Origin of the sequence: Variovorax pasteuri (assembly GCF_051216435.1) — a bacterium.
In the GTDB taxonomy this organism is placed as follows: domain Bacteria; phylum Pseudomonadota; class Gammaproteobacteria; order Burkholderiales; family Burkholderiaceae_C; genus Variovorax.
Genome location: NZ_JBPJZS010000004.1, coordinates 271,656 through 297,069, shown reverse-complemented (window position 1 = coordinate 297,069; position 25,414 = coordinate 271,656). Strand labels below are relative to the sequence as shown.

The window sequence follows — 25,414 nt, the reverse complement described above, 5'->3', positions numbered from 1 at the left end:
ATGCCGGTGCCACCCAACCATTTCAAGCGTGCGCTCGCCGCCGGCGTGCCGCAGATCGGCCTGTGGTCGACGCTGCCCGACCCGTATGTGTCCGAGATCGTCGCGGGCGCCGGTTTCGACTGGGTGCTGCTGGACACCGAGCACACGCCGACCGACGTGCCGCACATGCTGCACCAGCTGCAGGCGGTGGGCGCCGCGGCGCCGGCCGACACGGCGCGGCGCACGTCGGCCGTGGTGCGGCCCGACTGGAACGACACGGTGCTCATCAAGCGCTACCTGGACATCGGCGCGCAGAGCCTGCTGCTGCCCTTCGTGCAGAGCGCGGCCGAGGCGCAGGCCGCGGTGCGCGCCACGCGCTATGCCCCGCAAGGCCTGCGCGGCATGGGCGGGTCGATGCGGGCATCGAACTTCGGGCGCATTCGCGACTACGTGAGCAGCGCGCAAGACGAACTCTGCGTGCTGGTGCAGGTGGAAACGCGCGAGGCGCTCGACCATCTCGACGAGATCCTGGCGGTGGACGGCGTGGACGGCGTCTTCATCGGCCCGGCCGACCTCTCGGCGAGCCTGGGGCATCCGGGCGACCCGGGGCACCCCGAGGTCCGCAGCGCCATCGACGACGCGATCCGCCGCATCCGCGCCAGGGGCAAGGCGCCCGGCATCCTGATGCTGGACGAAGCGCGGGCACGCGAATGCCTGGACCTGGGCGCGCTCTTCGTGGCGGTGGCGATGGACCTGCAGATACTGGCGCGCGGCGCCGAAGCGGCGGCAGCGCGGTTCCAGGACCGGAGCAGGTCCGCGCAGGCCGGCCAGATCGCCTACTGATCAGCCCGCGTTCAGCCGCCGCCAGCGCGCCGGCGACGTGCCCACCTGCGCGGAGAACACCCGCGTCAGGTGGCTCTGGTCCGAAAAGCCGCAGGCCGCGGCGATCTCCGCGATCGGCAGGTCGGCCTGGCCCAGCAGGCGGCGCGCCGCCGCGACGCGCTGCGCCACCAGCCAGGCGTGCGGCGTCTGGCCGGTGCTCTGCTTGAAGGCCTTGCTGAAATGGCTGCGCGACAGCGCGCACTCGCGCGCCACCTCGGCCAGCGACACGTCGCCGGCCAGATGCGCCAGCAGGAACGCCTTGGCGCGGCGCTCCTGCCACGGCGCGAGGCCGCGCGGCTCGGCACTCACCGCGCCCGCTGCCCCGCCGTAGGCATGCAGCACGTGGGCCTTCAGCGCCAGCGTGAGGTGGTCGACGAACAAGGTGCTCGCCGCCTCGGGCTGCATCAGCGCCGGCAGCATGGCGCGACCGAGGCTGGCCACCACCGTGTCGACGGTGCCGGCCTCGCAACGCAGCGCGCCGACGCGCGGCACGTCCATCTCTTGCGCGAAGGCGTCGATGGTGGCGCGCGGCATGTGGAACAGCATCGAACTGAAGGGGCTGCACACATAGGCCGAGGCGCACTCCGACAGGTCGGTGATGTGGAAGGCCCCCTCCTGCTGCAGGCCGAGTTGCTGCGTGGTGCCGCCCTTGCAGATGCGCCGGCTGCCGCCCGAGGCGATTTCCACGCGCAGCAGAAAGGCGTCTTCGCTCGGCAACGGGGGCAGCACGAACAGATGCGGCTGGTCGTAGTGCATGCGCGCAATGCCGAGCTCCGAGCCCCAGCGCGAGGTGGTGACCAGCGAGGGCACCGCATCGACCCCGTACTGCCTGGCCAGGCGTTGGCCGAAGCGGGTGTCGTGGCAGGTGGTGGGCAGCATCGGGCGCATGTTATGCCGCCAGGCTTGCCCCGTGACGACACGGGTCATCGGCGCCCGTTCGCCAATGAAAAAGGCCGCCTTGCGGCGGCCTCGATGGTCCGGGGGGCGAGCCTTACTTCTTGTCGCCGCCCGGCACCTTGCCTTCGACGCCCTTGACGTAGAAGTTCACACCCGACAGGAACTTGTCGTCGGCCACGGCGTCCTTGGCGACCACTTCCTTGCCGTCCTGGCCCAGGATCGGGCCCTTCCAGATCACGAAGCTGCCGTCCTTCAGGCCCTTCTTCACTTCCTCGACCTTGGCCTTGGTTTCGGCCGGCACGTCGTCGGCGATCGACACGAGGTCGATGGCGCCTTCCTTCACGCCCCACCACGCCTGGCCGGTGGTCCACTTGCCGTCCAGGGCTTCCTGGGTGGCCTTGATGTAGTACGGAGCCCAGTTGATGGTGGCCGAGGCCAGGTGGGCCTTGGGACCGTAGGCGGTCATGTCCGAATCCCAGCCGAAGGCGCGCTTGCCTTTTTCCTGCGCGGTCTTGAGCACGGCTGGCGAGTCGGTGTTCTGGAACAGCACGTCGGCGCCGCCGTTGATGAGGGCGGTGGCGGCTTCGGTTTCCTTGGGCGGGCTGAACCACTCGTTCACCCACACGACCTTGGTCGTGATCTTCGGGTTGACCGACTGCGCGCCCAGCGTGAAGCTGTTGATGTTGCGCAGCACTTCGGGAATCGGCACCGAGCCGACCACGCCCAGCGTGTTGCTCTTGGTCATGGCCCCGGCGATGACGCCGGCCATGTACGCGCCTTCGTACGTGCGGCTGTCGTAGGTGCGCATGTTGTCCGAGGTCTTGTAGCCGGTGGCATGCTCGAACTTCACGTCCTTGCTGTCGGCCGCAACCTTGAGCATGGGTTCCATGTAGCCGAAGGTGGTGCCGAAAATGAGCTTGTTGCCCTGGCCGACCATGTCGCGGAACACGCGCTCGGCGTCGGCGCCTTCGGGCACGCTTTCGACGAAGGTGGTCTTGATCTTGTCGCCGAATTCCTTCTCGAGCGCCTTGCGGGCGTTGTCGTGCGCGAAGGTCCAGCCGCCGTCGCCGACCGGGCCGATGTAGGCGAACGCGATGTTCAGTGGCGCCGCCGGTGCCGGCGCGGCTGCGGCGGGTGCCGGTGCAGGCGCGGGGGCCGCTGCCGGTGCTGCCGCTTCTTCTTTCTTGCCGCAGCCGATCAGGGCGGCCGAAGCAACCGCCGTGAGGGCAGCCAGCTTGAGCAGGGAGCGCTTGTTCAGATCATTCATTGTCGGAAATCCTCAGAAAAGGACGGGTTGGCGGGAAAACGAAAAACGCGATTATGAGCCGGGGTAGAACGGTTTCCCGATGGAAGCCGGCATGTTGACCCGAATGAAAGTCGGGTTTCGCGAGATCAGCGCCAGCACCACGATGGGCGCGATGTACTGCAGCATGCTGAGAAACTGCGCCGGCACGTCGACACCGCTGCTCTGCAGGTGAAAGCCCAGCATCGACACGCCGCCGAACAGGTAGGCGCCCAGCAGCACGCGCATCGGGCGCCAGGTGGCGAAGGTGGTGAGCGCCAGCGCGATCCAGCCGCGGCCAGCCACCATGCCTTCGACCCACAGCGGCGTGTACACGGTCGACAGGTAGGCGCCCGCCAGCCCGCACAGCGCGCCGCCCGCGATCACCGCCATGAAGCGGATGCGCCGCACGGGGTAGCCCAGCGCGTGCGCCGACTCGGGCGATTCACCGACCGAGCGCAGCACGAGGCCGGCGCGCGTGCGGTACAGGAACCAGATCAGCGCAAAGGTCAGCACCACCGCGAAGTACACCATCGGGTGGTGGCGGAACAGCGCGGGGCCGAGGAGCGGAATGTCGCCCAGCACGGGAATGGCGTACGACACGCTTTCCGGCAGCTTGGCCTGTACGAAGTTGATGCCGGCAAAGGCCGAGAAACCCACGCCGAACAGGCTCAGCGCGAGCCCGGTGGCGTACTGGTTGGTGTTGAGCCAGATCACCAGCACGCCGAAGAAGGCCGCCAGCAAGGCGCCCGCGGCCATGCCGGCGAGGAAGCCGAGCCAGGGGTTGTGCGTGGTGACCACCGTGGCGAAACCGGCGATGGCGGCGCACAGCATCAGGCCCTCGGCGCCGAGGTTGACGATGCCGGCCTTTTCGTTGATGAGCAGGCCCAGCGCCGCGATGGCGAGCACGGTGCCCGCGCTCAGCGTGGAACCCAGCAGAAGTGCGTAGCTGTCCATGTCAATGGCTCCCTTCGGTGGCGCCTGCGATCGGCGCCGTCAGCGGTGTGCTGGCCTGCAGCGAGCTTGTCGTCAGCGTGGCGGCCTTGGCCGAGGCCTTGCGCCGGATGCGGTAGGCAATGAAGGTGTCGCAGGCCAGCAGCGTGAACAGCAGCAGGCCCTGGAACACGCCGGTGAGCGACTTCGGCAGGCCCAGGCGCGACTGCGCGAGTTCGCCACCGATGTAGAACATGCTCATCAGGATGGCCGAGAAGATCATGCCCACCGGGTGCAGCCGCCCCACGAAGGCCACGATGATGGCCGCGAAGCCGTAGCCCGCGGGCACGTACGGCGTGAGCTGGCCCAGCGGGCCGGCCACTTCGAGCGCACCGGCCAGGCCGGCCGCGCCGCCCGAGGTCAGCAGCGCGATCCACACCGCGCGCCGCGCCGAGAAACCCGCATAGCGCGAGGCCGCCGGCGCAAGGCCGCCGACCTGCTGTGCGAAGCCCGCCCGCGTGCGGAACAGGAACACCCACAGCGCGCCCGCGCCGACGAGCGCGATCACCAGCCCGATGGTCACGCGCGAGCCCTTGAAGAGCCGGGGAATCTGCGTGACCGCCTCGAAGGTCTTGGACTGCGGAAAGTTGTAGCCGTTCGGGTCTTTCCACGGCCCGAAGACCATGTAGCCCAGCAGCAGCGTGGCCACGTAGACCAGCATCAGGCTCACCAGGATTTCGTTGGCGTTGCACTTGTCGCGCAGGAACGCCACGATGCCCGCCCACACCATGCCGCCCAGCGTGCCGGCCAGCAGGATGACCACCACGATCCACTGCCCCGTGGTCTTGTCGGCGAGCAACGCCACGCCGCCCGCTGCGATGGCGCCGAACACGAACTGCCCTTCGGCGCCGATGTTCCACACGTTCGAGCGAAAGCACACGGCCAGCCCCAGCGCGATGATGAGCAGCGGCGTGGCCTTGACCATCAGCTCGCCGATGGCATAGCCGTTCTTGATGGGCTCGTAGAAGAACACCAGCAGGCCCTTCACCGGGTCCTTGCCGAGCGCGGCGAACAGCGCCACGCCGATGAGCACGGTGATCAGCAGCGCCAGGATCGGCGAGGCATAGCTCCAGAAGCGCGAGAGCTCCGGGCGGGGTTCGAGCTTAAACATGGGCAGCTTCCTTGGCGGCGGTGGTGTCCCACAGGCCGCTCATCCATTCGCCGATCTGCGGCAATGTGGCCGCGGCGCGGTCGATGGACGGCGACAGCCGGCCCTTGGCGATCACGTGCAGGCGGTCGCAGATGTTGAACAGCTCGTCGAGCTCCTCGCTGATGACCAGCACGGCGCAGCCGGCGTCGCGCAGCGCCAGGATTTCGGCATGGATGAGCGCCGCGGCGCCCACGTCCACGCCCCAGGTCGGCTGCGAGACGATGAAGAGCTTGGGGTTGGCGTCGATCTCGCGGCCGACGATGAATTTCTGCAGGTTGCCGCCCGAGAGCGAACGCGCCGCTGCGCGGGGTCCGCCCGCCTTCACCTTGAAGCGCTCGATGATGCCCCGGGCCTGGCGCTCCAGCGCGCCGGTGCGGATCCACCCGCCCCGGCCCACCGCGTCGCTGCGCGTGAGCAGCAGGTTGTGCGCGAGCCCCAGCGTGGGCACGGCCCCCCGGCCCAGCCGCTCCTCGGGCACGAAGTGCAGGCCCAGCGCGCGACGCGAGCGCGGGCGCAGCCGGCCGGCCGGCTTGTCGAACACCTGGACCATCGACGCCTCGGCGCGCACGTCCTCGCCCGACAGCGTGTACAGCAGCTCCCGCTGGCCGTTGCCCGAGACACCGGCAATGCCGACGATTTCGCCCGCGCGCACGTCGAACGAAATGCCGTCGAGGTCCACGCCGAACTGGTCTTCGCGCGCCAGCGTGAGTGCCTTCACGCGCAGGGCCACCGCACCCGCGTGCACCGGCCGGTGCTGCAGCGGCGGCGGTTCGCTGCCGATCATCAGCCGCGACAGCGACTGGGTGCTTTCGTTCTGCGGGTTGCACACGCCTGTGACCTTGCCGCCGCGCAGCACGGTGCAGGCGCTGCACAGCTCCTGGATCTCGTGCAGCTTGTGGCTGATGTAGAGAATGCTGCAGCCCTCGGACGACAGCTTCTTCAGCACGTTGAACAGCTTGACTACGGCCTGGGGCGTCAGCACCGAGGTCGGTTCGTCCAGGATCAGCAGCTTGGGGTTGGTGAGCAGCGCGCGAATGATCTCCACGCGCTGCATCTCGCCCACCGACAGCGTGTGCACCGGGCGCGCCGGGTCGATGTCCAGGCCGTACTCGCTGGCCTTGGCGGTGATGCTGCGCGCCACCTCGGCCAGCTGCAGCGACTTGTCCAGGCCCAGCCACACGTTCTCGGCCACGGTGAGCGTGTCGAACAGGCTGAAGTGCTGGAACACCATGCTGATGCCCAGCGCCCTCGCCTGCTGCGGGTTGCGCAGGTTGACGGCCTGCCCGTCGAACGTGACGGTGCCTTCGTCGGGCTTGACCGACCCGTAGATGATCTTCATCAGGGTCGACTTGCCGGCCCCGTTCTCGCCGAGCACGGCGTGGATTTCGCCGGGCTGCACGGCCAGGGAGATGTCGCTGTTGGCCACCACCGCGGGATACCGCTTGGTGATGTGCGCGAGCTGGAGTCTGGGGGTTGTCATGCCGGTTCTTCGTGGGTTGTCTCGTTCAACATCGACAAGGCGGTGTACAGCTATAAGTTTAATAGCGTGACCGTCGCCCGCTCACCCCGGCTTTCCCGGTTTTCCCCGGCCGTGGCCCCAGGGGCGGCCACGGTGACAAGCGCCTCAGTGGGCGCCGACGTAGGCGAACTTGAACAGGAACACCGCCGCGATGATCCACACCGACACATGCACTTCCCGTGCCCGTCCGGTGAACAGCTTGAGCACCGCGTACGAGATGAAACCGAAGGCCAGCCCCGTGGCAATCGAGTAGGTGAACGGCATGGCCAGCGCGGTGAGCGCGGCCGGAATCACCTCGGTGGTGTCGTCCCAGTCGAGCTCGACCAGGTCGCGCAGCATCAGGCAGCCCACGAAGAACAGCGCCGGTGCCGTGGCATAGGCCGGCACCGAGCCCGCCAGCGGCGAGATCATCAGGCAGGCCAGGAACAGCAGCGCCACCACCACCGCCGTGAGGCCGGTGCGCCCGCCCGCCTGCACGCCGGCCGCGCTCTCCACATAGGCCGTGGTGCTCGAGGTGCCGAGCAGCGAGCCCGCGAAGATCGCGCCGCTGTCGGCCAGCAGCGCCTTGTTCATGCGCTCCATCTTGCCGGGCACCAGCAGGCCCGCGCGCTTGGCCACGCCCATCAGCGTGCCGGTGGCGTCGAACATCTCGACCAGGAAGAACACCAGCACCACGTTCAGGATGCCGCCCTTGAGCGCGCCCATCACGTCCAGCTGCATGAAGGTGGGCGCCACCGACGGCGGCGCCGCGAACACGCCATGGAACTTGTTGTCGGCCACGAAGAACGACAGCACCGTCACCGCCAGGATGCCGATGAGGATGGCGCCGCGCACCTTGAGCCGGTCGAGGACGACGATGACGAAGAAGCCCAGCGTGGCCAGGATGACCGGCGGCGTGTGCAGGTCGCCCAGCGTGACGAAGGTGGCCGGCGAGGCCGCCACCACGCCCGCGCTCTTGAGCGCCACCAGCGCCAGGAACATGCCGATGCCCACGGTGATCGCCGTTCGCAGCGAATGCGGTATGCCGTCGATGATCAGCTTGCGCAGCCCCGTCACGGTCACCACCAGGAACAGGCAGCCTGAGATGAACACCGCGCCCAGCGCCACCTGCCATGTGTAGCCCATGCCCAGCACCACCACGTAGGAGAAGTAGGCGTTCAGCCCCATGCCCGGCGCCATGGCGATCGGGTAGTTGGCGTACAGCCCCATGATCAGCGTGCCCAGCGCCGCGATGATGCAGGTGGCCACGAACACTGCGCCCTTGGGCATGCCCGCGTCGCCGAGGATGCTCGGGTTCACGAAGATGATGTAGGCCATCGTGAGAAAGGTGGTCAGGCCCGCCACCAGCTCGATGCGCACGGTGGTGTTGTGCTCGCTGAGCTTGAACACGCGCTCCAGCAGGCCCGAGCCGCTTGCGCCGCCCACAGCCGCACGCGGACGTGCGGACTCGACATGCCCCGGGATGCGGGGCTCGGCGCCTTTGGGCGCCTGTTCCAACGTACTCATTTCGCTTGTCTCCAGCTGTTGTAGTGGCGGTTGCTTCATCGTTGCCCCCGCTCACGACGCCGGCGCAAGCGGGGATCTCTCAGGGATCGGAAGTCTCAGGATCGGCAGGCGGGCGGCCGGGTGCCACGGGCAGCGCCGACACCGGCGGACGCAGCGACGCCGCCACGTCCTTGATGCATTCGCGCAGCCAGCGCGCGGAGCTCGACGAATGGGTGCGTTCGTGCCAGAGCTGGTAGTACATGAGGCGCGGCAGCGCCACCGGGCAGTCGAGGATCTTCAGCGGCAGCCGCGCGGCAAAGCGCTCGCAGTACTGGCGCCCGGTGGTCAGCACCAGCAGGCTGGAGGCCACCATGTCCGGAATGAGGCCGAAGTGCGCGCAGCGCGCCGTGATGTTGCGCTGCCGCCCCAGCTCGTCGAGCATCTGGTCGATGATGCCGCGCCCGCCCGGGTGCATGGGCGTGGGCGCGATGTGCTCGGCCGCCAGCCAGGTCTCCAGGTCCCAGCCGCGGCGCACCGCCGGATGGTCCTTGTTGACCAGCGACACCACCTCGTCGCCGAAGAGCCGCGCCATGTGCAGGTCTTCCGGCGGCTTGAGCCAGTTGCCGATCACCAGGTCGACCTGGCCGAGCGCCAGGTGCCCGTGGTAGTCGGAGTCGGGCGAGAGCGCGTGGATCTCGATCTGGCACAGCGGCGCGTCGCGCTTGACCTGCGCCACCAGCATGGGCAGGAACAGCGGGTCCATGTAGTCGCTGGCGGCAATGCGGAAGGTGGTGGCCGCCGACTGCGGATCGAACCCGCGTGCGTCGGAGAACAGCATCTCGGCCGCGCGAAGAATGCTCGCGGCTGGCTCGACCATGCGCAGCCCCGCGTCGGTGGGCACCATGCCCGAGCCAGAGCGCACCAGCAGCGGGTCGCCCGACAGCTCGCGCAGCCGCTTGAGCGCGGCCGACACCGCCGGCTGGTACATCCCCAGGCGAATGGCGGCGCGCGAGACGCTGCGGTCGGTCAGCACGGTGTGCAACACGCGGATCAGATGCAGGTCGATCTTGTCGAAAAGCGCTTGGTCTCTCATGGCTGTTCACACCTTTCTTGTCTGTGCGAACAGTTATACAGCGCGACATTGGGCAAGACCGGGTGTGAAAAGGAAGCTCGGACCGTGCGAGCACGGCCCGTTGTCATTCGGCCGTTGCGCCCTGCACCGCCGTGATGGCGCGCAGGATCGACTCGCTCGTGGCCGGCGCCTTCAGCGGCGGATCGACCTTGTGGTCGCCGGCCGCGGACACCGCGTCGCGGATCGCGAAGAACACCGAGAACGGCAGCAAGAGCGGCGGCTCGCCCACGGCCTTGCTGCGGTGGATGGAGTCCTCGAAGTTCTGGCCCTCGAACAGGCGCACGTTGAACACCGGCGGGCAGTCGTTGGCCGTCGGAATCTTGTAGGTGCTGGGCGCGTGCGTGGTGAGCTTGCCGCTTTGCGGGTGCCACACCAGCTCTTCGGTGGTGAGCCAGCCCATGCCCTGGATGAAGGCGCCTTCCACCTGGCCGATGTCCACGGCAGGGTTCAGCGACTTGCCCGCGTCGTGCAGGATGTCGGCGCGCAGCAGCTTCCATTCGCCGGTGAGCGTGTCCACGATCACCTCGCTCACCGCCGCGCCGTAGGCGTAGTAGTAGAACGGCCGGCCCTGCATCTTGTCCTTGTCCCAGCTCAGGCCCGGCGTGGCGTAGAAGCCGTCGGACCACAGCTGCTTGCGGTCCAGGTAGGCCTCGCCCACCACGGTGCTGAAGGCCAGCGTGCGGCCGTTGACCTCGACCTTGTCGTTCGCGAAGCGCACCTCGCTCGCCGTGCCGCCGTGGCGTTCGGCGGCGCAGTCGGCCAGGCGCTCGCGGATCTGGCGGGCGGCGTCCTGCGCGGCCTTACCGTTCAGGTCGGCGCCGGTCGATGCGGCGGTGGCCGAGGTGTTGGCCACCTTGGTGGTGTCGGTGGCGGTGACGCGCACGCGCTCGAAGCTCACGCCCAGTTCGTGCGCCACCACCTGCGCCACCTTGGTGTTGAGGCCCTGGCCCATCTCGGTGCCGCCGTGGTTCACGAGGATAGAGCCGTCGGTGTACACGTGCACCAGCGCGCCGGCCTGGTTGAAGTGCTTCACATTGAACGAGATGCCGAACTTCAGCGGCGCCAGCGCCAGGCCGCGCTTGAGCACGGCGCTCTTCCTGTTGAAGGCCGCGATGTCTTCGCGCCGCACGCGGTAGTCGCTCGATGCTTCGAGTTCGGCCACGAGTTCGTGGACGATGTTGTCGGTCACGGTCTGGCGGTACGGCGTGACGTTGTTCTGCGTCTTGCCGTAGAAGTTGACGCGCCGCACGTCGAGCGGGTCGCGCTTCAATTCGCGCGCCACCGAGTCCATGATGTTCTCGATGGCGATGGCGCCCTGCGGACCGCCGAAGCCGCGAAACGCGGTGTTGCTCTGCGTGTTGGTCTTGCCCGAGAAGCCGTGCATGGCCACGTTGGGCAGCCAGTAGGCGTTGTCGAAGTGGCACAGCGCGCGGGTCATCACCGGTCCCGACAGGTCGGCCGAGTGGCCGGCGCGCGAGACCATGGTGATCTCCGCGCCGAGGATGCGGCCCTCGTCGTCGTAGCCCACGTCGTATTCGTACCAGAAGCAGTGGCGCCGGCCGGTGATCATGAAGTCGTCGTCCCGGTCCAGCCGCAGCTTCACCGGGCGCTGCAGCTGGCGCGCCGCCACGGCCGCCACGCAGGCGAAGATGGCCGACTGCGACTCCTTGCCGCCGAAGCCGCCGCCCATGCGCCTGCATTCCACATGCACCTCGTTCGACTGCAGGTGCAGCGCATGCGCCACCAGGTGCTGCATTTCGCTCGGGTGCTGCGTGGAGCAGTGGATGTGCAGCGCGCCGCCTTCCTTGGGAATGGCGTAGCTGATCTGGCCCTCCAGGTAGAACTGCTCCTGCCCGCCCACGTCCAGCGTGGCGGTGTGGCGGTGCGGCGCCTGGGCGATGGCGGCGCGCACGGCCGCCTCGTCACCCTCGTTGGCGGCGCCGCCGCTGCGCACGATGTGCATCGGCGGCACCACGTACTGGCCGCGCGCATGGGCGTCCTGCGGCGTGATGACGGGCGGCTGCGCCTCGATGGTCAGCGCGTCCTTCGCCTTCGCGGCGGCGCGGCGGGCGGCGTCGCGCGTCTCGGCGATCACGGCGAACACCGGCTGGCCGAGGTAGCGGATCTGGCCGCCGTCGTTCACGGGCAGCAGGATCGGGTCGTCGTGAATGATCGAGCCGCAGTCGTTGGTGCCCGGAATGTCGTCGGCCGTGAGCACCGCGACCACGCCCGGCATGGCGCGGATGGCGTCCAGCGACAGGGCCGTGACGCGGCCGGCGGCGGCCGGCGACAGCCCCAGCGCGCAGTGCAGCGTGCCGGCCAGCTCGGGAATGTCGTCGATGTAGGTGGCCTCGCCGGCCACGTGCAGGTGCGCCGATTCATGCGGGCGGCTGATGCCCACGCGCATGCCGCGATCGTGCGCCAGCGCCTCGGCGCCCACGTCGATGCGCGCGGCGGTGTTGGTCAGGTAGTCGGCAAAGGCCTCGGCGGGCTGCAGCAGGCGGGCGTCGATGGGTTTGTTCATGGTCAGACTCCTTCGGCAGCCGCTTTGGCCGGGGCATGGGGCATCACGCTCCAGACGCTGGTTTCTTCCAGCGACAGGGCGTCGTCGGCGCGGGTTTCCAGCCACAGGCGCTGGATGAGGTTCTGCGCCACCAGCAGCCGGTAGTCGGCCGAGGCGCGCATGTCCGACAGCGGCTTGAAGTCCTGTGCCAGCGCCAGCTTGGCGGTGGCCACGCTGGCCTGCGTCCAGGGCTTGCCGAGGATGGCGGCCTCGGCGTTGGCCGCGCGCCGCACGGTGGCGGCCATGCCGCCGAAGGCCAGCCGCACGGCCTTGACCGTGTCACCGCCGGCTTCGAACTCGATGGCGAAGCCCGCGCACAGCGCCGAGATGTCGCAGTCGAAGCGCTTGCTGATCTTGTAGGCGCGTACCTGGCGCTTCAGTGCCGCATGCGGCACCGCCAGCCCCTGGACGAACTCGCCCGGCTGCAGCTGGTTCTTCATGTAGTCCAGGTAGAACTCGCTCAGCGGCATGCGGCGCACCGCGTCGCCGCGGCGCAGTTCGATCTGCGCGTCGAGCGACATCAGCACCGGCGGCGAATCGCCGATGGGCGAGCCGTTGGCCACGTTGCCGCCCATGGTGCCGGCATGGCGGATGGGCGGCGAGGCGAAGCGCAGCCACACGTCGGCCAGGCTGGGCACGCGCGCCACCAGCGTGGCGAAGGCCGATTCGAGCGAGGCGCCGGCCCCGATGTAGAGCTCCCCGCCCGCATCGTTCTCGCGGTCTTCGATGGTCTTCATTTCGGCCACGTCGCCCACGTAGATGATGTCGCCCAGGTCGCGGAACTGCTTGTTGACCCACAGGCCCACGTCGGTGGAGCCGGCCAGCAGCTGGGCGCGGGGCTTGCGCTCGCGCAGCGCGGCGAGCTGGGCCAGGGTCCTGGGGGCGTGGAAGTGGTCGATGCGGGCGCCCAGGGGAGCGGCATAGTCCAGGCCGTCGTTCTGCAGGGCGGCGAGCGCGGCGACCACGGGCTTCGTGTCCAGGCGCACCGAAGGCAGGTCGAACATGCGCTGGCCGGCGTCCAGGATGGGCCGGTAGCCGGTGCAGCGGCACAGGTTGCCCGACAGGTCGTCGGCCAGCTGCTGGCGCGTGGGCTGGGTGCCTTCGGCCTGGTGGTGCTCGTAGGTGGACCACAGCGACATCACGAAACCGGGGGTGCAGAAGCCGCATTGCGAACCGTGGCAGTCGACCATGGCCTGTTGCACCGGGTGCAGCGTGTGGACGGCGTGGTGCTTCTTGTCTGCGGCGTTCTCGGTGGCCTTGTCGGTCTTGCCGGCGGCGCTGGCCTTGAACTGGCCCTTGAGGTCTTCGACCGTGAACAGTGCCTTGCCGTGCAGCGTGGGAAGAAACTGGATGCAGGCGTTGACCGTCTGCAGGTTCAGCCCGCCGACCACGCCCGGCGCGCCGGGGTCGGTGGCCAGCTCGCCGATGACGACGGTGCAGGCGCCGCAGTCGCCCTCGTTGCAGCCTTCCTTGGTGCCGGTGCAGCGGGCGTCGTCGCGCAGCCAGTCGAGCACGGAACGGGTCGGGTGGACGCCGGACACGTCGACGATCTTTCCGCGATGGAAGAAGCGGATCGGCTGGACCGGCGGAAGGGAGGGGCTGCTGCTCTCGGTGCTCATGCTTTTTTGGGGCTCGTGGGCGACCCGTCGTGGGTCAGTCATGGACGTTAGCGGCTTGTTCGGCGTCGTGCATACGGGGTCGCCCATACAGCGTATGTGGGGGCCGGTATGCCACGTACGGAAAAACCCTTGGGCGGTGCTGCAATTCCCGGGCCAAGCCCTGCGGCAGGCGCGGAGGTCAGGCGTGCGCGATGGCAACCCAGGCGGTGGCGATCAGCGTCGTGCCCGCGGCTGCCAGCAACCCGCCGACCAGCCACTTCAGCGTGTGCGGGCGCAACTTGTTCGGCAGCCGGTGGTGCAGCCGGGTCGCGCCGTAGACGACCGGCATCGCGCACGCGGCGAGCAGCGCCGAATGCGCCGAGAAATGCCCCGTCGGCACCACGATCACGAGCCGCACCAGCGAGTTGAACCCGAACATCAGCAGCAGCGCGCGGCGCACGAGTTCGCGCTCCAGCGGCTGGCGGTACATGTGAAAGACGATGGGCGGCCCCGAGCTGGAGAACAACCCGCCCAGCACGCCCGACAACCCGCCGATGACGGCGAAGCTCGCGGGGCCCGACACCGCGGCCAATGGCCGCCCCTGCAGCACCAGCAGCGCCGCGCAGGCCAGGATCGACACGCCCAGCAAGCCCCGCAGCCATTCCACCGCGCCGCCGCTGAGCCAGGTGAGCAGCACCAGGCCGACGATCACGCCCACGGTGCTGCCGTTGAGCGCCGGCTTCATCAGCTGCCAGGGCACCACGCCGGGCCGGGCGCGGAAATAGGTCCAGGCATTGACAAGGCTGAGCACCGTCGCGGCGTTGGCGGTGTCGCTGACGCTGGCGACGCCGAACACCGACACCAGCCCGAGCAGGATGAGACTGAAGGCAAAACCGGTCAGGTTCTGCGCGTAGGTGGCCAGCGCCACGCAGGCCATGAAGACCGCCACGGGGCCGGCCTGGGAAAGGATCGCTTGCACCGGAAACGTCGTCAGAGGGAGGTGGAGAACGCGGGACGGCGGCGCAAGGCCGGAAAGAGACGAGAAAACGGGTGCGAAACGAACATGCGGGGGGATCGGAAGAGCGAAAAGGCGCGGCGCGCCGGCCGCCCAAGAATACCTCGTGGCTACCGCGTGGATACCGCGTGGCTGCCGGGGGGCTCAGCGCACCAGGTCCCACCCCATCATCAGCGCCGCGAAGCCCATCAGCGCGGTGCCGCCCCAGCCGAGCCAGCGGGTGCGGCGGCCCGAGGTGAACACGCCCATCACCTTCTCGCGCGTGACCAAAATCATCATGGCCGCCATGATCGGCACGGCCACCACGCCGTTGATGACCGCGCTCCAGTAGAGCGCCTTCATGGGATCGATGGGCGTGAAGTCCAGCGCGGTGCCCACCAGCGTGGCCACGGCGATGATTCCGTAGAACTCCTTGGCCTCGCGCCAGTGCCGCTCCAGCCCTTCTTCCCAGCCGAAGGCCTCGGCCACCGCGTAGGCCGCCGAAGACGCCAGCACCGGCACCGCCAGCAGGCCGGTGGCGATGATGCCGCCGGCGAACAGCCAGAACGCGAAGTCGCCGGCCAGCGGGCGCAGCGCCTCGGCCGCCTGCGCGGCGGAGGTCACGTCATGCACCCCGGCCGAAAACAGCACCGAGGCCCCCACCACCATCACGAAGAAGGCGATGAGGTTGGAGAAGGTCATGCCCACCCAGGTGTCCAGCCGCACGCGCTTCAGGTCGCGCCGCACCTCCACGTCGGTGCCGCGCTGCCCGCCCTTCAGGCGAAGCTCTTCCACCTCTTGCGAGGCCTGCCAGAAGAACAGGTAGGGCGAGATGGTGGTGCCCAGCAGCGCCACGATCATCATCCAGTAGTCCCCGTTCCACTGCAGCCTGGGCACCACCAGGTCGTGCAGCACATGCGCCCACTCGACCTGCACCGCGAACACCGCCGCCACGTAGGCAAAGAGCGTGAGCGTGAGCCACTTGAGGATGTGGGCCAGCCTGCGGTAGGGCACGAACACCTGCAGCAGCACCGTGACCACGCCGAACACCAGCGAATGAAAGTGCGCCCCGCCGCCCACCACCAGTTGCAGCGCTTCGCCCATGGCCGCGATGTCCGCCGCGATGTTGATGGTGTTGGCCACCACCAGCAGCGCCACCAGCACGATCAGGAAGCTGCGCGGCATGTGCTCGCGCAGGTTGGCCGCCACGCCCTTGCCCGTGACGCGGCCGATGCGCGCCGACACCAGCTGGATGGCCACCATGAAAGGCAGCGACAGGAACACCGTCCACAGCAGCCCGGTGCCGAACTGCGCCCCGGCCTGGGTGTAGGTCGCGATGCCCGACGGGTCGTCGTCGGCCGCGCCGGTGACCACGCCAGGGCCGACGTGGCGCAGGAAGGAGGGAATGCGTTTTTTCATGTTCGCCCCGATGGTTGCATGACCAGCCTGACCTGCACATGAACCGCGCGCCGATTCATGCCTTTGCCTTGTCCGAGAACAAAGCCTCAATGACCTGCCGCAGCCACCGGTTGCCCGGGTCGGCCTCGAAGCGCTTGCTCCAGTGCAGCGACACCGTGAAGTCGCGCAGCGGGAACGGCGGCTCCACGATGGCGTAGTGGCCGTCCTCGGCAAAGCCGCGCGCGATGTTGCGCGGCATCACCACCGCCAGGTCGGTGGCGCGAACGATGGCCGGCAGCACCATGAAATGCTCGGTCGTCAGGCGCAGCCGGTCTTCCAGGTTCAGCAACTGCAGGATGCGAAGGGTGTCGGCGTGCGTGCGCACGGCCACGTAGTCGAGCTCCTGCAGCGCCTCGAGCAGCGCCTGCCCGCTGCGTCGGCGCTTCACGAAGGGGTGGTCGCGGCGCAGCAGCACGATGTAGCGGTCGCGCAGCAGCTGGGTGCGCTGGGTGTCCTTCACGCGGGGCAGGAAGCCGAAGGCGAAGTCGACCTTGCCGCTGTCCAGCGCAGCGGCGATGTCGCCCGTGGCCAGCGGCATGGTCTCCACGCGCACGCCCGGCGCCAGCTCGCGCAGCCGCGCCATCAGCGCCGGCAGGAAGCGCCCCTCGCCGATGTCGCTCATGTGGATGCGAAACAGCTTGCGCGAGGCCGCCGGGTCGAAGCGCTCGGGCTCGCTCAGCGCCTGCTGCAGCGTGGCCAGCGCAGACTGCACCGGCACTGCCAGCCGCTCGGCGCGCGGCGTGGGCGCCACGCCGCCGGGGCCGCGGGTGAACAGCGCATCGCCCAGCAGCAGGCGCAGTCGCGTGAGCCCGTGGCTGGCCGCCGGCTGCGTAAGGCCGAGCGCCTCGGCCGCGCGGCTCACGTTGCGGGTGCGATAGACCGCATCGAACAGCCGCAGCAGGTTGAGGTCGACCGCATCGATATGCACAGATTTCATATTGGATAGCCGGATTATTTTATTGAAGTATGGCGCGTGCGTGACCACACTCCCCTGTCCCCGCTCCCTCCCTGGAGCCCAACAACAACGAGACACGATGGAAGTTTCATTCAGCAAGGAAGTGGAAATGCTGCGCCTGGGCGCCGGCGACACCTTCCACGGCGAGGGCATCCTCGCGATCACCAAGGGCCTGCTGCAGTCGGGCGTGGCCTACGTCGGCGGCTACCAGGGTGCGCCGGTGTCGCACCTGCTGGACGTCATGGTCCAGGGCAAGGCCTACATGGACGAGTTGGGCGTGCACGTGGAAGCCTGCGCCAACGAGGCCTCGGCCGCGGCGATGCTCGGCGCGTCCATCCACTACCCGCTGCGCGGCGCGGTCACCTGGAAGTCCATCGTCGGCACCAACGTGGCGGCCGATGCGCTGTCGAACCTGTCGTCGCCCGGCGTCACAGGCGGCGTGCTGGTGGTGGTGGGCGAGGACTACGGCGAAGGCGCCAGCGTGATCCAGGAGCGCACACATGCCTATGCGCTCAAGTCGAGCATGTGCCTGCTCGACCCGCGGCCCGACCTGGGCGTGATGGTGCGCATGGTCGAGGAAGGGTTTCGCCTGTCGGAAGCCTCCAACATGCCCTGCCTGATGGAGCTGCGCATCCGCACCTGCCATGTGCGCGGCAGCTTCGAATGCAAGGACAACATCGCGCCCGCGGTGTCGACCCGCGCACCGATGACGGAGCCGGCCGGCTTCGACTACATGCGCCTGGCGCACCCGCCGGTCACCTTCCGCCACGAGAAGCTCAAGGGCGACGAGCGCATTCCGGCGGCGCGGCGCTACATCGTGGAGAACGGGCTGAACGAACTGATGCCGGGCAGACGCCACCCGGAACTGGGCATCGTGGTGCAGGGCGGCCTGTACAACGCACTGGTCCGCAGCCTGCAGCAGCAAGGCCTGGCGGACACCTTCGGCGACACCGACATCGCCATCCTCGTGCTCAACGCCACCTACCCCCTGGTGCCCGAGCAGGTCGCCGACTTCTGCGTGGGCAAGCGCGCGGTGCTGGTGGTGGAGGAAGGCCAGCCCGAGTACATCGAGCAGGACATCGCCACCCTGCTGCGCCGGCGCGACATCCAGACGCCGCTGCACGGCAAGGACCTGCTGCCGGCGGCGGGCGAGTACGGCGTGGAGGTGCTGTCGGGCGGCATCGGCGCCTTTGCCGCGAAGTACATCGTGGCCAGCGATGCGTCGGCCTCCGCCCAGGCCTGGCTGGCCGGCAACCGCGAGCGCCGCGAGGCGGTGGCCCGCCAGCTGAGCGCGCCGCTGCCCAACCGGCCGCCGAGCTTTTGCATCGGCTGCCCGGAGCGGCCCGTGTTCTCGGCGCTGAAGCTGGCGCAGCAGGAAACGGGCCCCGTGCACATCGCGGCCGACATCGGCTGCCATGCCTTCGGCACCTTCGAACCCTTCTCGATGGGTCACTCGATCCTCGGCTACGGCATGAGCCTGGCGAGCCGCGCGGGCGTGGCGCCCATGATGAACCGGCGCACGCTGTCGATCATGGGCGACGGCGGCTTCTGGCACAACGGGCTGCTCACCGGCGTGCAGAGCGCCCTCTTCAACGGCGACGACGCGGTGCTGCTGATCTTCAAGAACGGCTACACCTCGGCCACCGGCACGCAGGACATCATCTCCACGCCCGACGACGAAACGAAGGAACGTGCCGTCGACAAGCAGCAGAGCCTGGTCGACAAGAACCAGACCATCGAGGACACCCTGAAAGGCCTGGGCGTGAAATGGCTGCGCACCGTGACCACCTACGACGTGGAGCGCATGCGCAAGACGCTGACCGAGGCGCTCACCAGCGACTTCAACGGCCTGAAGGTGGTGATTGCGGAAGGCGAATGCCAGCTGGAGCGGCAGCGCCGCATCAAGCCCTGGATTGCCGGGCTCCTGAAAAAGGGCGAGCGCGTGGTGCGCGTGAAGTACGGCGTGGACGAGGACGTGTGCAACGGCGACCACGCCTGCATCCGCCTGTCGGGCTGCCCCACGCTCACGCTCAAGGACAACCCCGATCCGCTGAAGGTGGACCCGGTGGCGACCGTGATCGACGGCTGCGTGGGTTGCGGCCTGTGCGGCGAGAACGCGCATGCGGCCACGCTGTGCCCCAGCTTCTACCGGGCCGAGGTGGTGCAGAACCCGAAGTGGCACGAGCGTCTGCTGCACGGTCTGCGCGGTGCGGTCGTGCGTGCGTTGCAACCGGCTTGAGGGGCGACGACATGGAACAGAACCGCCAGAACCGACCCATCACCCTGCTCGTCTGCGCCCTCGGTGGCGAAGGCGGCGGCGTGCTCACCGAATGGCTGGTCGACATCGCGCGGCATGCCGGCTACGCGGCGCAGAGCACCTCCATTCCCGGCGTGGCGCAGCGCACCGGCGCCACCACGTACTACATCGAGGTGTTTCCGGTGCCGCTCGCGCAACTCGGCGGCAAGCGCCCCGTGTTCAGCCTGAGCCCGGTGCCCGGCACGCTCGACGCGATCGTGTCGTCGGAACTGCTGGAAACCGCGCGCCAGGTCGGCAACGGCATGAGCGCGCCGCTGCGCACGCTGGTCATCAGCTCGTCGGCGCGCATCTTCACGACGGCCGAACGCATGGAGCCCGGCGACGGCCGCGCCGACGCGCAGCGCCTGCTCGACGTGGTGAAGGCCTTCAGCCGCGAGCACCATGTGTTCGACATGAATGCGATGGCGCGCGACGCCGGCACGGTGGTCAGCGCGGTAATGCTGGGCGCCGTCGCGGGCAGCGGGTTGTTTCCGTTCCCGCGCGAGGCCTACGAGCACGTGGTGCGCGGCGGCGACACCAACGCGCCCGAAAAGCTGAGCAGGATGGCCGCGGCCAGCCTGCGCGGCTTTGCGGCCGCCTTCGACGCGGTGAGCGCGCCGCGTGCGCAGGCCGCCTTCGTCAGCAGCGTGCTGGCCGGCGACACGAACGACGCGCCGCCGCCGGCGAGCGCCCTGCCCGCCGAGCTGGCGCGGCGCTTTCCGCCCGCCGTGCACGACATGCTCACGCTGGGCCATGCGCGCGTGCTCGACTACCAGGACGCCGCCTACGCCGCGCTCTACGCCGAGCGGCTGGGCCGCGTGCTCGACGCCGAGCGCGCCGCCGACCCGGCCGGCGCGCAGGGCTTTGCCATCACCCGCGAGGCCGCACGCTGGCTCGCGCTGTGGATGGCCTTCGACGACATCGTGCGCGTGGCCGCCCTCAAGGGCCGTGCGAGCCGCGCACAGCGCGTGCGGCAGGAAGTGCGCGCGGGCGACGAAGACATCGTGAAGGTCTACGACCACTTCAAGCCCGGCGCCGCCGAGTTCGCCGCGCTGCTGCCGCCAGGCCTCTCGCGCCGCGTGACGGCGTGGGACCGCGGCCGCCAGGCGCGCGGCCTGGCGCCGTGGGCGCTGCCGCTGAAAGTGGGCAGCCATTCGGTGATCGGCATGGCGTCGCTGCGCATGCTGGCCTCGCTGCGCTGGCTGCGCCGGCGCGGCAGCCGCTTCGCCGAGGAGCAGGCGCTGATCGAACGCTGGCTCGCGGCCGTGGAAGCGGGCACCCGCGATGCCTGGGCGCTGGGGCATGAGCTGGCACTGTGCGGCCGGCTCATCAAGGGCTACGGCAGCACCAACGAGCGCGGCAAGGAGAACCTGCTGCACATGACCGACCACCTCGCCGCCCGGCCCGGCGTGGCGCCCGCCGAGCGCGCGCAGGCCGTGGCCGCGGCGCGCACCGCCGCGCTCGCCGACGATGCCGGCCGCGCGCTCGACGCCGCGCTGGTCGAACACGGCGCGCCCGCCCGCCCCGTCAAGGCCCAGCCCATCCGCTGGATGAAGCGCAAGCCCACCGGCGGCGCCTGACACGGAGCGCCCCGCGATGACGCCACTGCTCAACGTCGAGGACTACCGGCGCCGCGCGCGGCAGGTGCTGCCGCGCCTGGTGTTCGACTACGTCGACGGCGGTGCGGAGGACGAGCGCTGCCTGCGGCGCAACCGCGACGCGCTGGAGGCCCTGCCGCTGGTGCCGGAATGCCTGCGCGACACCAGCGCGATGGACATCGGCATCGAACTCTTCGGGCGCCGCTGGAACGCGCCCTTCGCCGTCGCGCCCATCGGGCTGGCGGGCCTGGTGCGCCCGGGTGCCGACGCCCTGCTGGCCAGCGCCGCGCAAGCCGCGCGGGTGCCTTTCATTCTCTCGACCGCGTCGAACACCCGCATCGAGGACGTGCGCACCGCCGCACCCGACGCCACGCTGTGGATGCAGCTGTACGTGATGGGCGAGCGCGCCATTGCCGAGCGCATCGTGCGGCGCGCGCGTGCCGCCGGCTTCGAGGCGCTGGTGCTCACGGTGGACGTGCCGGTCAGCGGCCTGCGCGAGCGCGACCTGCGCCATGGTTTTCGCGTGCCGATGCGGCTCACGCCGGGCACCGTGCTCGACATGGCGCGGCATCCCGCCTGGTTGCTGCGACTGGCCCGCGGCGGCATGCCGCAGTTCGCGAACCTGCTGCCCGACGAAGACGGTGCGCCCGTCTCCGCGCAGACCCAGGCCGCCCTGCTCTCGCGCACCATGGACCGCACGCTGACCTGGGACAGCCTGGGCTGGCTGCGCAGGCTGTGGGACGGGCCGTTGCTGTTCAAGGGCCTGCTGGGCGCGGAAGACGCGAAGCGCGCCCTGCGCCATGGCGCGGACGGCATCGTGGTCTCCAACCACGGCGGCCGGCAGCTCGATGCGGCACCGGCCAGCATCGCCGCGCTGCCGCGCATCGTCGATGCGGTCGACGGCCGCATTCCGGTGCTGATGGACGGCGGCATCCGGCGCGGCAGCGACGTCGTGAAGGCCCTGGCGCTCGGCGCGCGCGCCGCGCTGGTGGGCCGCGCACCGGTCTACGGCCTGGCCTGCGACGGCCGGCAAGGCGTGCTCTCGGTGCTGCAACTGCTGGCGCAGGAGACCGAACGCACGATGACCTTGCTGGGCGCAGCGCACGTCGACGAACTTGGCGGCCGCCACGTCGACCGGCCCGAATCACGTTCGCCTTCCGAACAAGCCGCTGCTGCAGCCGGCCTCAAGGAAAACACGCACGGGAAACCCTCCATATACCCGAAGCACGCGACTGCCTAGATTGCGCAACCAGTTCAAACACATAACGAAGGAGACCATGAAAACCGCCCACCACCCTCGCCGTACCCGGTTCCCCGCCCTGGCCCTGATCGCGGCCAGCACCGCGCTGTCGCTCGGCATGCCCGCCGCGCAGGCGCAGGACAAGCCCGTGCAGCTCAAGCTGTCGAGCTGGGTGCCCGCGCAGCACCCGCTCAACCCCGCGCTGCAGGCGTGGGCCGACGACATCAAGAAGGAATCGGGCGGGACGATCACCGCCATCCTGTTCCCGTCGGAGCAGCTCGGCAAGGCCTTCGACCACTACGACATGGCGCGCGACGGCATCGCCGACTTCGCCTACATCAACCCGGGCTACCAGCCGGGCCGCTTCCCGATCATGGCGGGCGCCTCGCTGCCCTTCTTGTTCGCCAACGGCAAGGAAGGCTCGGCCGCCATCGACGCCTGGTACCGCAACTACGCGGCCAAGGAAATGAAGGACGTGAAGTACTGCTTCGCGTTCGTGCACGACCCCGGCACCTTCCACGCGCGCAAGAAGATCACCGTGCCCACCGACATCAAGGGCATGAAGGTGCGCCCGGCCACCAGCACCGTGGGCCAGCTCATCACCTCGCTGGGCGGCACCAACGTGCAGGCCTCGGCGCCCGAGTCGCGCGACATGCTGGAGCGCGGCGTGGCCGACGCCATCACCTTCCCGTGGGGCTCCATCGGCCTGTTCGGCATCGACAAGGTGGTGAAGTACCACATGGACGCGCCGCTGTACGTCACGCCCTTCGTGTGGGCGATGAACAAGGGCAAGTACGACGCCATGTCCGTCGCGCAGAAGAAGGTCATCGACGACCACTGCACCAGCGAATGGGCGCAGAAGGTGGCCGGGCCGTGGGCCGACTTCGAGTTCGCGGGGCACGCCAAGATGGCCGCGCTGTCGGGCCACGAGATCTACAAGCTCACACCGGAACAGCTCGACGCATGGCGCAAGGCGGCCGCACCGTCGGAAGCGCAGTGGGCCGACAGCGTGAAGAAGGTCGGCGAAGACCCGAAGGCCGTGATGGACGCGCTGAAGGCCAGCCTCGTCAAGTACAAGTCCGCCCTCTGATCGCCCACGCCTCGCCTGACACCTCGGGCGGGGCGTTTCAAACGAAAGACGCAGACCCATGGCGACACGCTCAGCCAGCTACATGGACCGCGCGATCAACACCATCGAGTGGCTTGCCGCCATCTTCGTGGGGATCGTCGCGCTCAACATCTTCGCGGCCGTGGTGCTGCGCAAGTTCTTCGACGCCTCCATCCCCGACGCCTACGACTTCGGCCGCATGCTGCTGGGCATCCTGATCTTCTGGGGCATCGCGGCCACCAGCTACCGCGGCGGGCACATCACGGTCGACCTCGTGTGGACCGCGGCGGGCCCGCGCATGAAGCGCGTCATCGATGTCTTCGCAACGCTGGTGCTGCTGTTCGTGGTGGCGGTGCAGACCGCCATGCTGTTCGACAAGGTGCGCGGCACCTACGTCGACAACGTGCAGACCTACGACCTGAACATTCCGACCTGGCCCTTCTATGCCGTGGCCTGGGCCGGCGATGTGTGCGCGGTGCTGCTCATCGCCATTCGCACGTACCGGCTGATCTTTCATCCCGAACAACTCGAAGAAGTTCACGCAGAACAGAAGGCGGACGAATGAGCCCGGATGCAGTTGCAGTGCTGGGCTTTGTCGCCCTGTTCGTATTGATGTTGTTGCGCGTGCCCGTAGGCATGGCCATGGGACTGGTAGGGGTGGTCGGCTACAGCTACCTGGTCGGCCCCGGCCCGGCGCTGAAGCTGGTGGGCCAGACCTCCATGCGCACCGTGACCGACTACACCTTCGGCGTGATTCCGATGTTCATGCTCATGGGGGCGCTGGTGTCGGTGTCCGGCGTGAGCCGCGAACTCTTCAAGGCCGCCAACTCCATGATCGGCCACCTGCGCGGTGGCCTGGGCGTGGCCACGGTCATCGCGTGCGGCGGTTTCGCCGCCATCTGCGGCTCGTCGGTGGCCACGGCCGCCACGTTCTCGGCCGTGGCGTACCCGGAGATGCGGCGCTTCAACTATCCGCAGTCGTTCTCCACCGGCGTGATTGCCGCGGGCGGCACGCTGGGCGCCATCCTTCCGCCCTCGACCGTGCTCGCGGTCTACGCCATCCTCACGCAGCAGGACATCGGCAAGCTCTTCATGGCGGGCATTGTGCCGGGCATCCTGGCGATGGCGATGTACGTGATGACCATCGCGATCATCGTCAAGCTGCGGCCCGACTGGCTGCCCGGCGGCGAGGTCAAGCCGTGGCCGGAACGCATCAAGGACCTGAAGAACGTGTGGGCGCCGCTGGTGCTGTTCGTGTTCGTCATCGGCGGCCTGTACGGCGGCTTCTTCACGCCGACCGAGGCGGGCGGCGTGGGCGCGAGCGGCGCGTTCATCCTCGGGCTGGTGCGGCGCAAGCTCGACGGGCCGAAGATCCGCGAGGCGCTGCTGTCGGCCACGCGCACGGCGGCGGCGGTGTTCACCGTGCTGATCGGCGCGCTGCTGTTCGGCTACTTCCTCACCATCACGCAAAGCCCGCAGAAGCTGACCGAGATACTCACCGGCCTGGGCATCGGGCGCTACGGCGTGCTGGCGCTCATCATGCTCATGTACCTGGTGCTGGGCTGCCTGATGGATGCGATGGCGATGATCATCCTCACGGTGCCCATCATCTACCCGGTGATCGTGCACCTGGGGTTCGACCCGATCTGGTTCGGCGTGATCATCGTGATGACGGTCGAGTTGGGGCTCATCCATCCGCCGGTGGGCATGAACGTGTTCGTCATCAAGAGCGTGGTGAAGGACGTGAGCTTCACCACCATCTTCAAGGGCGTGCTGCCGTTCATCGTGACCGACATCGTGCGCCTGGTGATCCTGATCGCCTTCCCCATCATTGCCTTGTGGCTGCCGACGAAAATGGGCTGATGAGCAGTATCAAAGAAATCACCTACACCGCGCGCGTCGAGTTCGGCGACTGCGACCCCGCCGGCATCGTCTGGTTTCCCAACTTCTTCCGCTGGATCGATGCGGCCTCGCGTCACTTCTTTGCCGAGTGCGGCGTGCCGCGCTGGGAAGAGACGACCGAGACGCTGGGCGTGATCGGCACGCCGCTGGTGGACACGCACACGCGCTTCGTGAAGACGGCGAGCTACGGCGACACGCTGCAGATTGCGGTGCGCATCACCGAGTGGCGCGACAAGAGCTTCGTGCAGGCCTACCGGGTGACGCGGGGCGAGGACCTGATCCTCGAATGCGAAGAGGTGCGCATCTTCGCGGCGAAGCGCGAAGGGGGCGGAATTCGGGCGGTGGCGATTCCGCCTTCGATCCGCGCGCTCTGCGAATAGGGG

The 25,414-nt window shown here is 68.8% G+C and carries 20 protein-coding genes; 8 read left to right on the top strand and 12 right to left on the bottom strand.

Translation table 11 applies throughout. The annotated features are described in order from the left end of the window. Positions 1–822: an aldolase/citrate lyase family protein gene (locus ACSFBM_RS17710; protein ID WP_435485502.1), complete on the top strand. Its 822-nt coding sequence runs from the start codon at positions 1–3 to the stop codon at positions 820–822. Here ACSFBM_RS17710 and ACSFBM_RS17705 read toward each other — a convergent pair whose 3' ends face one another. From ACSFBM_RS17705 to ACSFBM_RS17650, 12 genes are all read right to left on the bottom strand, one after another. Beyond that, complete coding sequence (locus tag ACSFBM_RS17705; RefSeq protein ID WP_435485501.1) at positions 823–1,740, bottom strand: AraC family transcriptional regulator; 918 nt, start codon at positions 1,738–1,740, stop codon at positions 823–825. A gap of 112 nt (positions 1,741–1,852) precedes the next feature. Beyond that, a complete protein-coding gene (locus ACSFBM_RS17700; protein ID WP_435439520.1) occupies positions 1,853–3,025 on the bottom strand; it encodes a BMP family ABC transporter substrate-binding protein in 1,173 nt (390 codons plus the stop codon). A gap of 51 nt (positions 3,026–3,076) precedes the next feature. After that, on the bottom strand, positions 3,077–3,997 hold the full coding sequence (locus tag ACSFBM_RS17695; protein ID WP_435485500.1) for an ABC transporter permease: 921 nt from the start codon (positions 3,995–3,997) through the stop codon (positions 3,077–3,079). 1 nt (position 3,998) lies between these two features. After that, a complete protein-coding gene (locus tag ACSFBM_RS17690; RefSeq protein WP_435485499.1) occupies positions 3,999–5,144 on the bottom strand; it encodes an ABC transporter permease in 1,146 nt (381 codons plus the stop codon). Further along, positions 5,137–6,663 (bottom strand): ABC transporter ATP-binding protein, encoded by a 1,527-nt coding sequence (locus ACSFBM_RS17685; protein WP_435439517.1) that lies wholly within the window; start codon positions 6,661–6,663, stop codon positions 5,137–5,139. The genes ACSFBM_RS17690 and ACSFBM_RS17685 overlap by 8 nt, the downstream gene beginning before the upstream one ends. Before the next feature lie 144 nt (positions 6,664–6,807). Then, the gene (locus tag ACSFBM_RS17680) at positions 6,808–8,208 is read right to left on the bottom strand and encodes an NCS2 family permease (RefSeq protein WP_435485498.1); all 1,401 of its coding nucleotides are present in this window, start codon (positions 8,206–8,208) and stop codon (positions 6,808–6,810) included. 79 nt (positions 8,209–8,287) lie between these two features. Continuing rightward, positions 8,288–9,280, bottom strand: coding sequence for a LysR family transcriptional regulator (locus ACSFBM_RS17675; RefSeq protein WP_435485497.1), 993 nt, complete (start codon positions 9,278–9,280; stop codon positions 8,288–8,290). Positions 9,281–9,383: 103 nt separating this feature from the next. Then, positions 9,384–11,843, bottom strand: a complete 2,460-nt coding sequence (xdhB, locus tag ACSFBM_RS17670) for a xanthine dehydrogenase molybdopterin binding subunit (protein WP_435485496.1) — start codon at positions 11,841–11,843, stop codon at positions 9,384–9,386. A 2-nt stretch (positions 11,844–11,845) separates the two neighbouring features. Continuing rightward, positions 11,846–13,501: a xanthine dehydrogenase small subunit gene (gene xdhA, locus ACSFBM_RS17665; RefSeq protein ID WP_435485495.1), complete on the bottom strand. Its 1,656-nt coding sequence runs from the start codon at positions 13,499–13,501 to the stop codon at positions 11,846–11,848. A gap of 178 nt (positions 13,502–13,679) precedes the next feature. Beyond that, complete coding sequence (locus ACSFBM_RS17660; protein WP_435485494.1) at positions 13,680–14,459, bottom strand: TSUP family transporter; 780 nt, start codon at positions 14,457–14,459, stop codon at positions 13,680–13,682. A 180-nt stretch (positions 14,460–14,639) separates the two neighbouring features. Beyond that, the gene (locus tag ACSFBM_RS17655) at positions 14,640–15,893 is read right to left on the bottom strand and encodes an NRAMP family divalent metal transporter (protein ID WP_435485493.1); all 1,254 of its coding nucleotides are present in this window, start codon (positions 15,891–15,893) and stop codon (positions 14,640–14,642) included. 55 nt (positions 15,894–15,948) lie between these two features. Further along, on the bottom strand, positions 15,949–16,869 hold the full coding sequence (locus ACSFBM_RS17650; RefSeq protein WP_435439510.1) for a LysR family transcriptional regulator: 921 nt from the start codon (positions 16,867–16,869) through the stop codon (positions 15,949–15,951). A 97-nt stretch (positions 16,870–16,966) separates the two neighbouring features. Between ACSFBM_RS17650 and ACSFBM_RS17645 the strand changes: the two genes are divergently transcribed. From ACSFBM_RS17645 to ACSFBM_RS17615, 7 genes are read left to right on the top strand one after another with little or no spacing between them, the layout of a single operon-like run. Next, positions 16,967–19,126: a thiamine pyrophosphate-dependent enzyme gene (locus tag ACSFBM_RS17645; RefSeq protein WP_435485492.1), complete on the top strand. Its 2,160-nt coding sequence runs from the start codon at positions 16,967–16,969 to the stop codon at positions 19,124–19,126. Positions 19,127–19,137: 11 nt separating this feature from the next. Further along, positions 19,138–20,763 (top strand): indolepyruvate oxidoreductase subunit beta family protein, encoded by a 1,626-nt coding sequence (locus ACSFBM_RS17640; protein WP_435485491.1) that lies wholly within the window; start codon positions 19,138–19,140, stop codon positions 20,761–20,763. 16 nt (positions 20,764–20,779) lie between these two features. Further along, positions 20,780–22,021, top strand: coding sequence for an alpha-hydroxy acid oxidase (locus ACSFBM_RS17635; protein WP_435485490.1), 1,242 nt, complete (start codon positions 20,780–20,782; stop codon positions 22,019–22,021). Positions 22,022–22,058: 37 nt separating this feature from the next. Next, the gene (locus tag ACSFBM_RS17630; protein ID WP_435485489.1) at positions 22,059–23,111 is read left to right on the top strand and encodes a TRAP transporter substrate-binding protein; all 1,053 of its coding nucleotides are present in this window, start codon (positions 22,059–22,061) and stop codon (positions 23,109–23,111) included. Between the two features lie 58 nt (positions 23,112–23,169). After that, positions 23,170–23,694 (top strand): TRAP transporter small permease, encoded by a 525-nt coding sequence (locus tag ACSFBM_RS17625; protein WP_435485488.1) that lies wholly within the window; start codon positions 23,170–23,172, stop codon positions 23,692–23,694. After that, positions 23,691–24,992, top strand: a complete 1,302-nt coding sequence (locus ACSFBM_RS17620; protein WP_435439504.1) for a TRAP transporter large permease — start codon at positions 23,691–23,693, stop codon at positions 24,990–24,992. The genes ACSFBM_RS17625 and ACSFBM_RS17620 overlap by 4 nt, the downstream gene beginning before the upstream one ends. After that, positions 24,992–25,411, top strand: a complete 420-nt coding sequence (locus ACSFBM_RS17615; protein ID WP_435485487.1) for an acyl-CoA thioesterase — start codon at positions 24,992–24,994, stop codon at positions 25,409–25,411. Before ACSFBM_RS17620 ends, ACSFBM_RS17615 begins: the two co-directional genes overlap by 1 nt. The last annotated feature ends 3 nt before the right edge of the window (positions 25,412–25,414 follow it).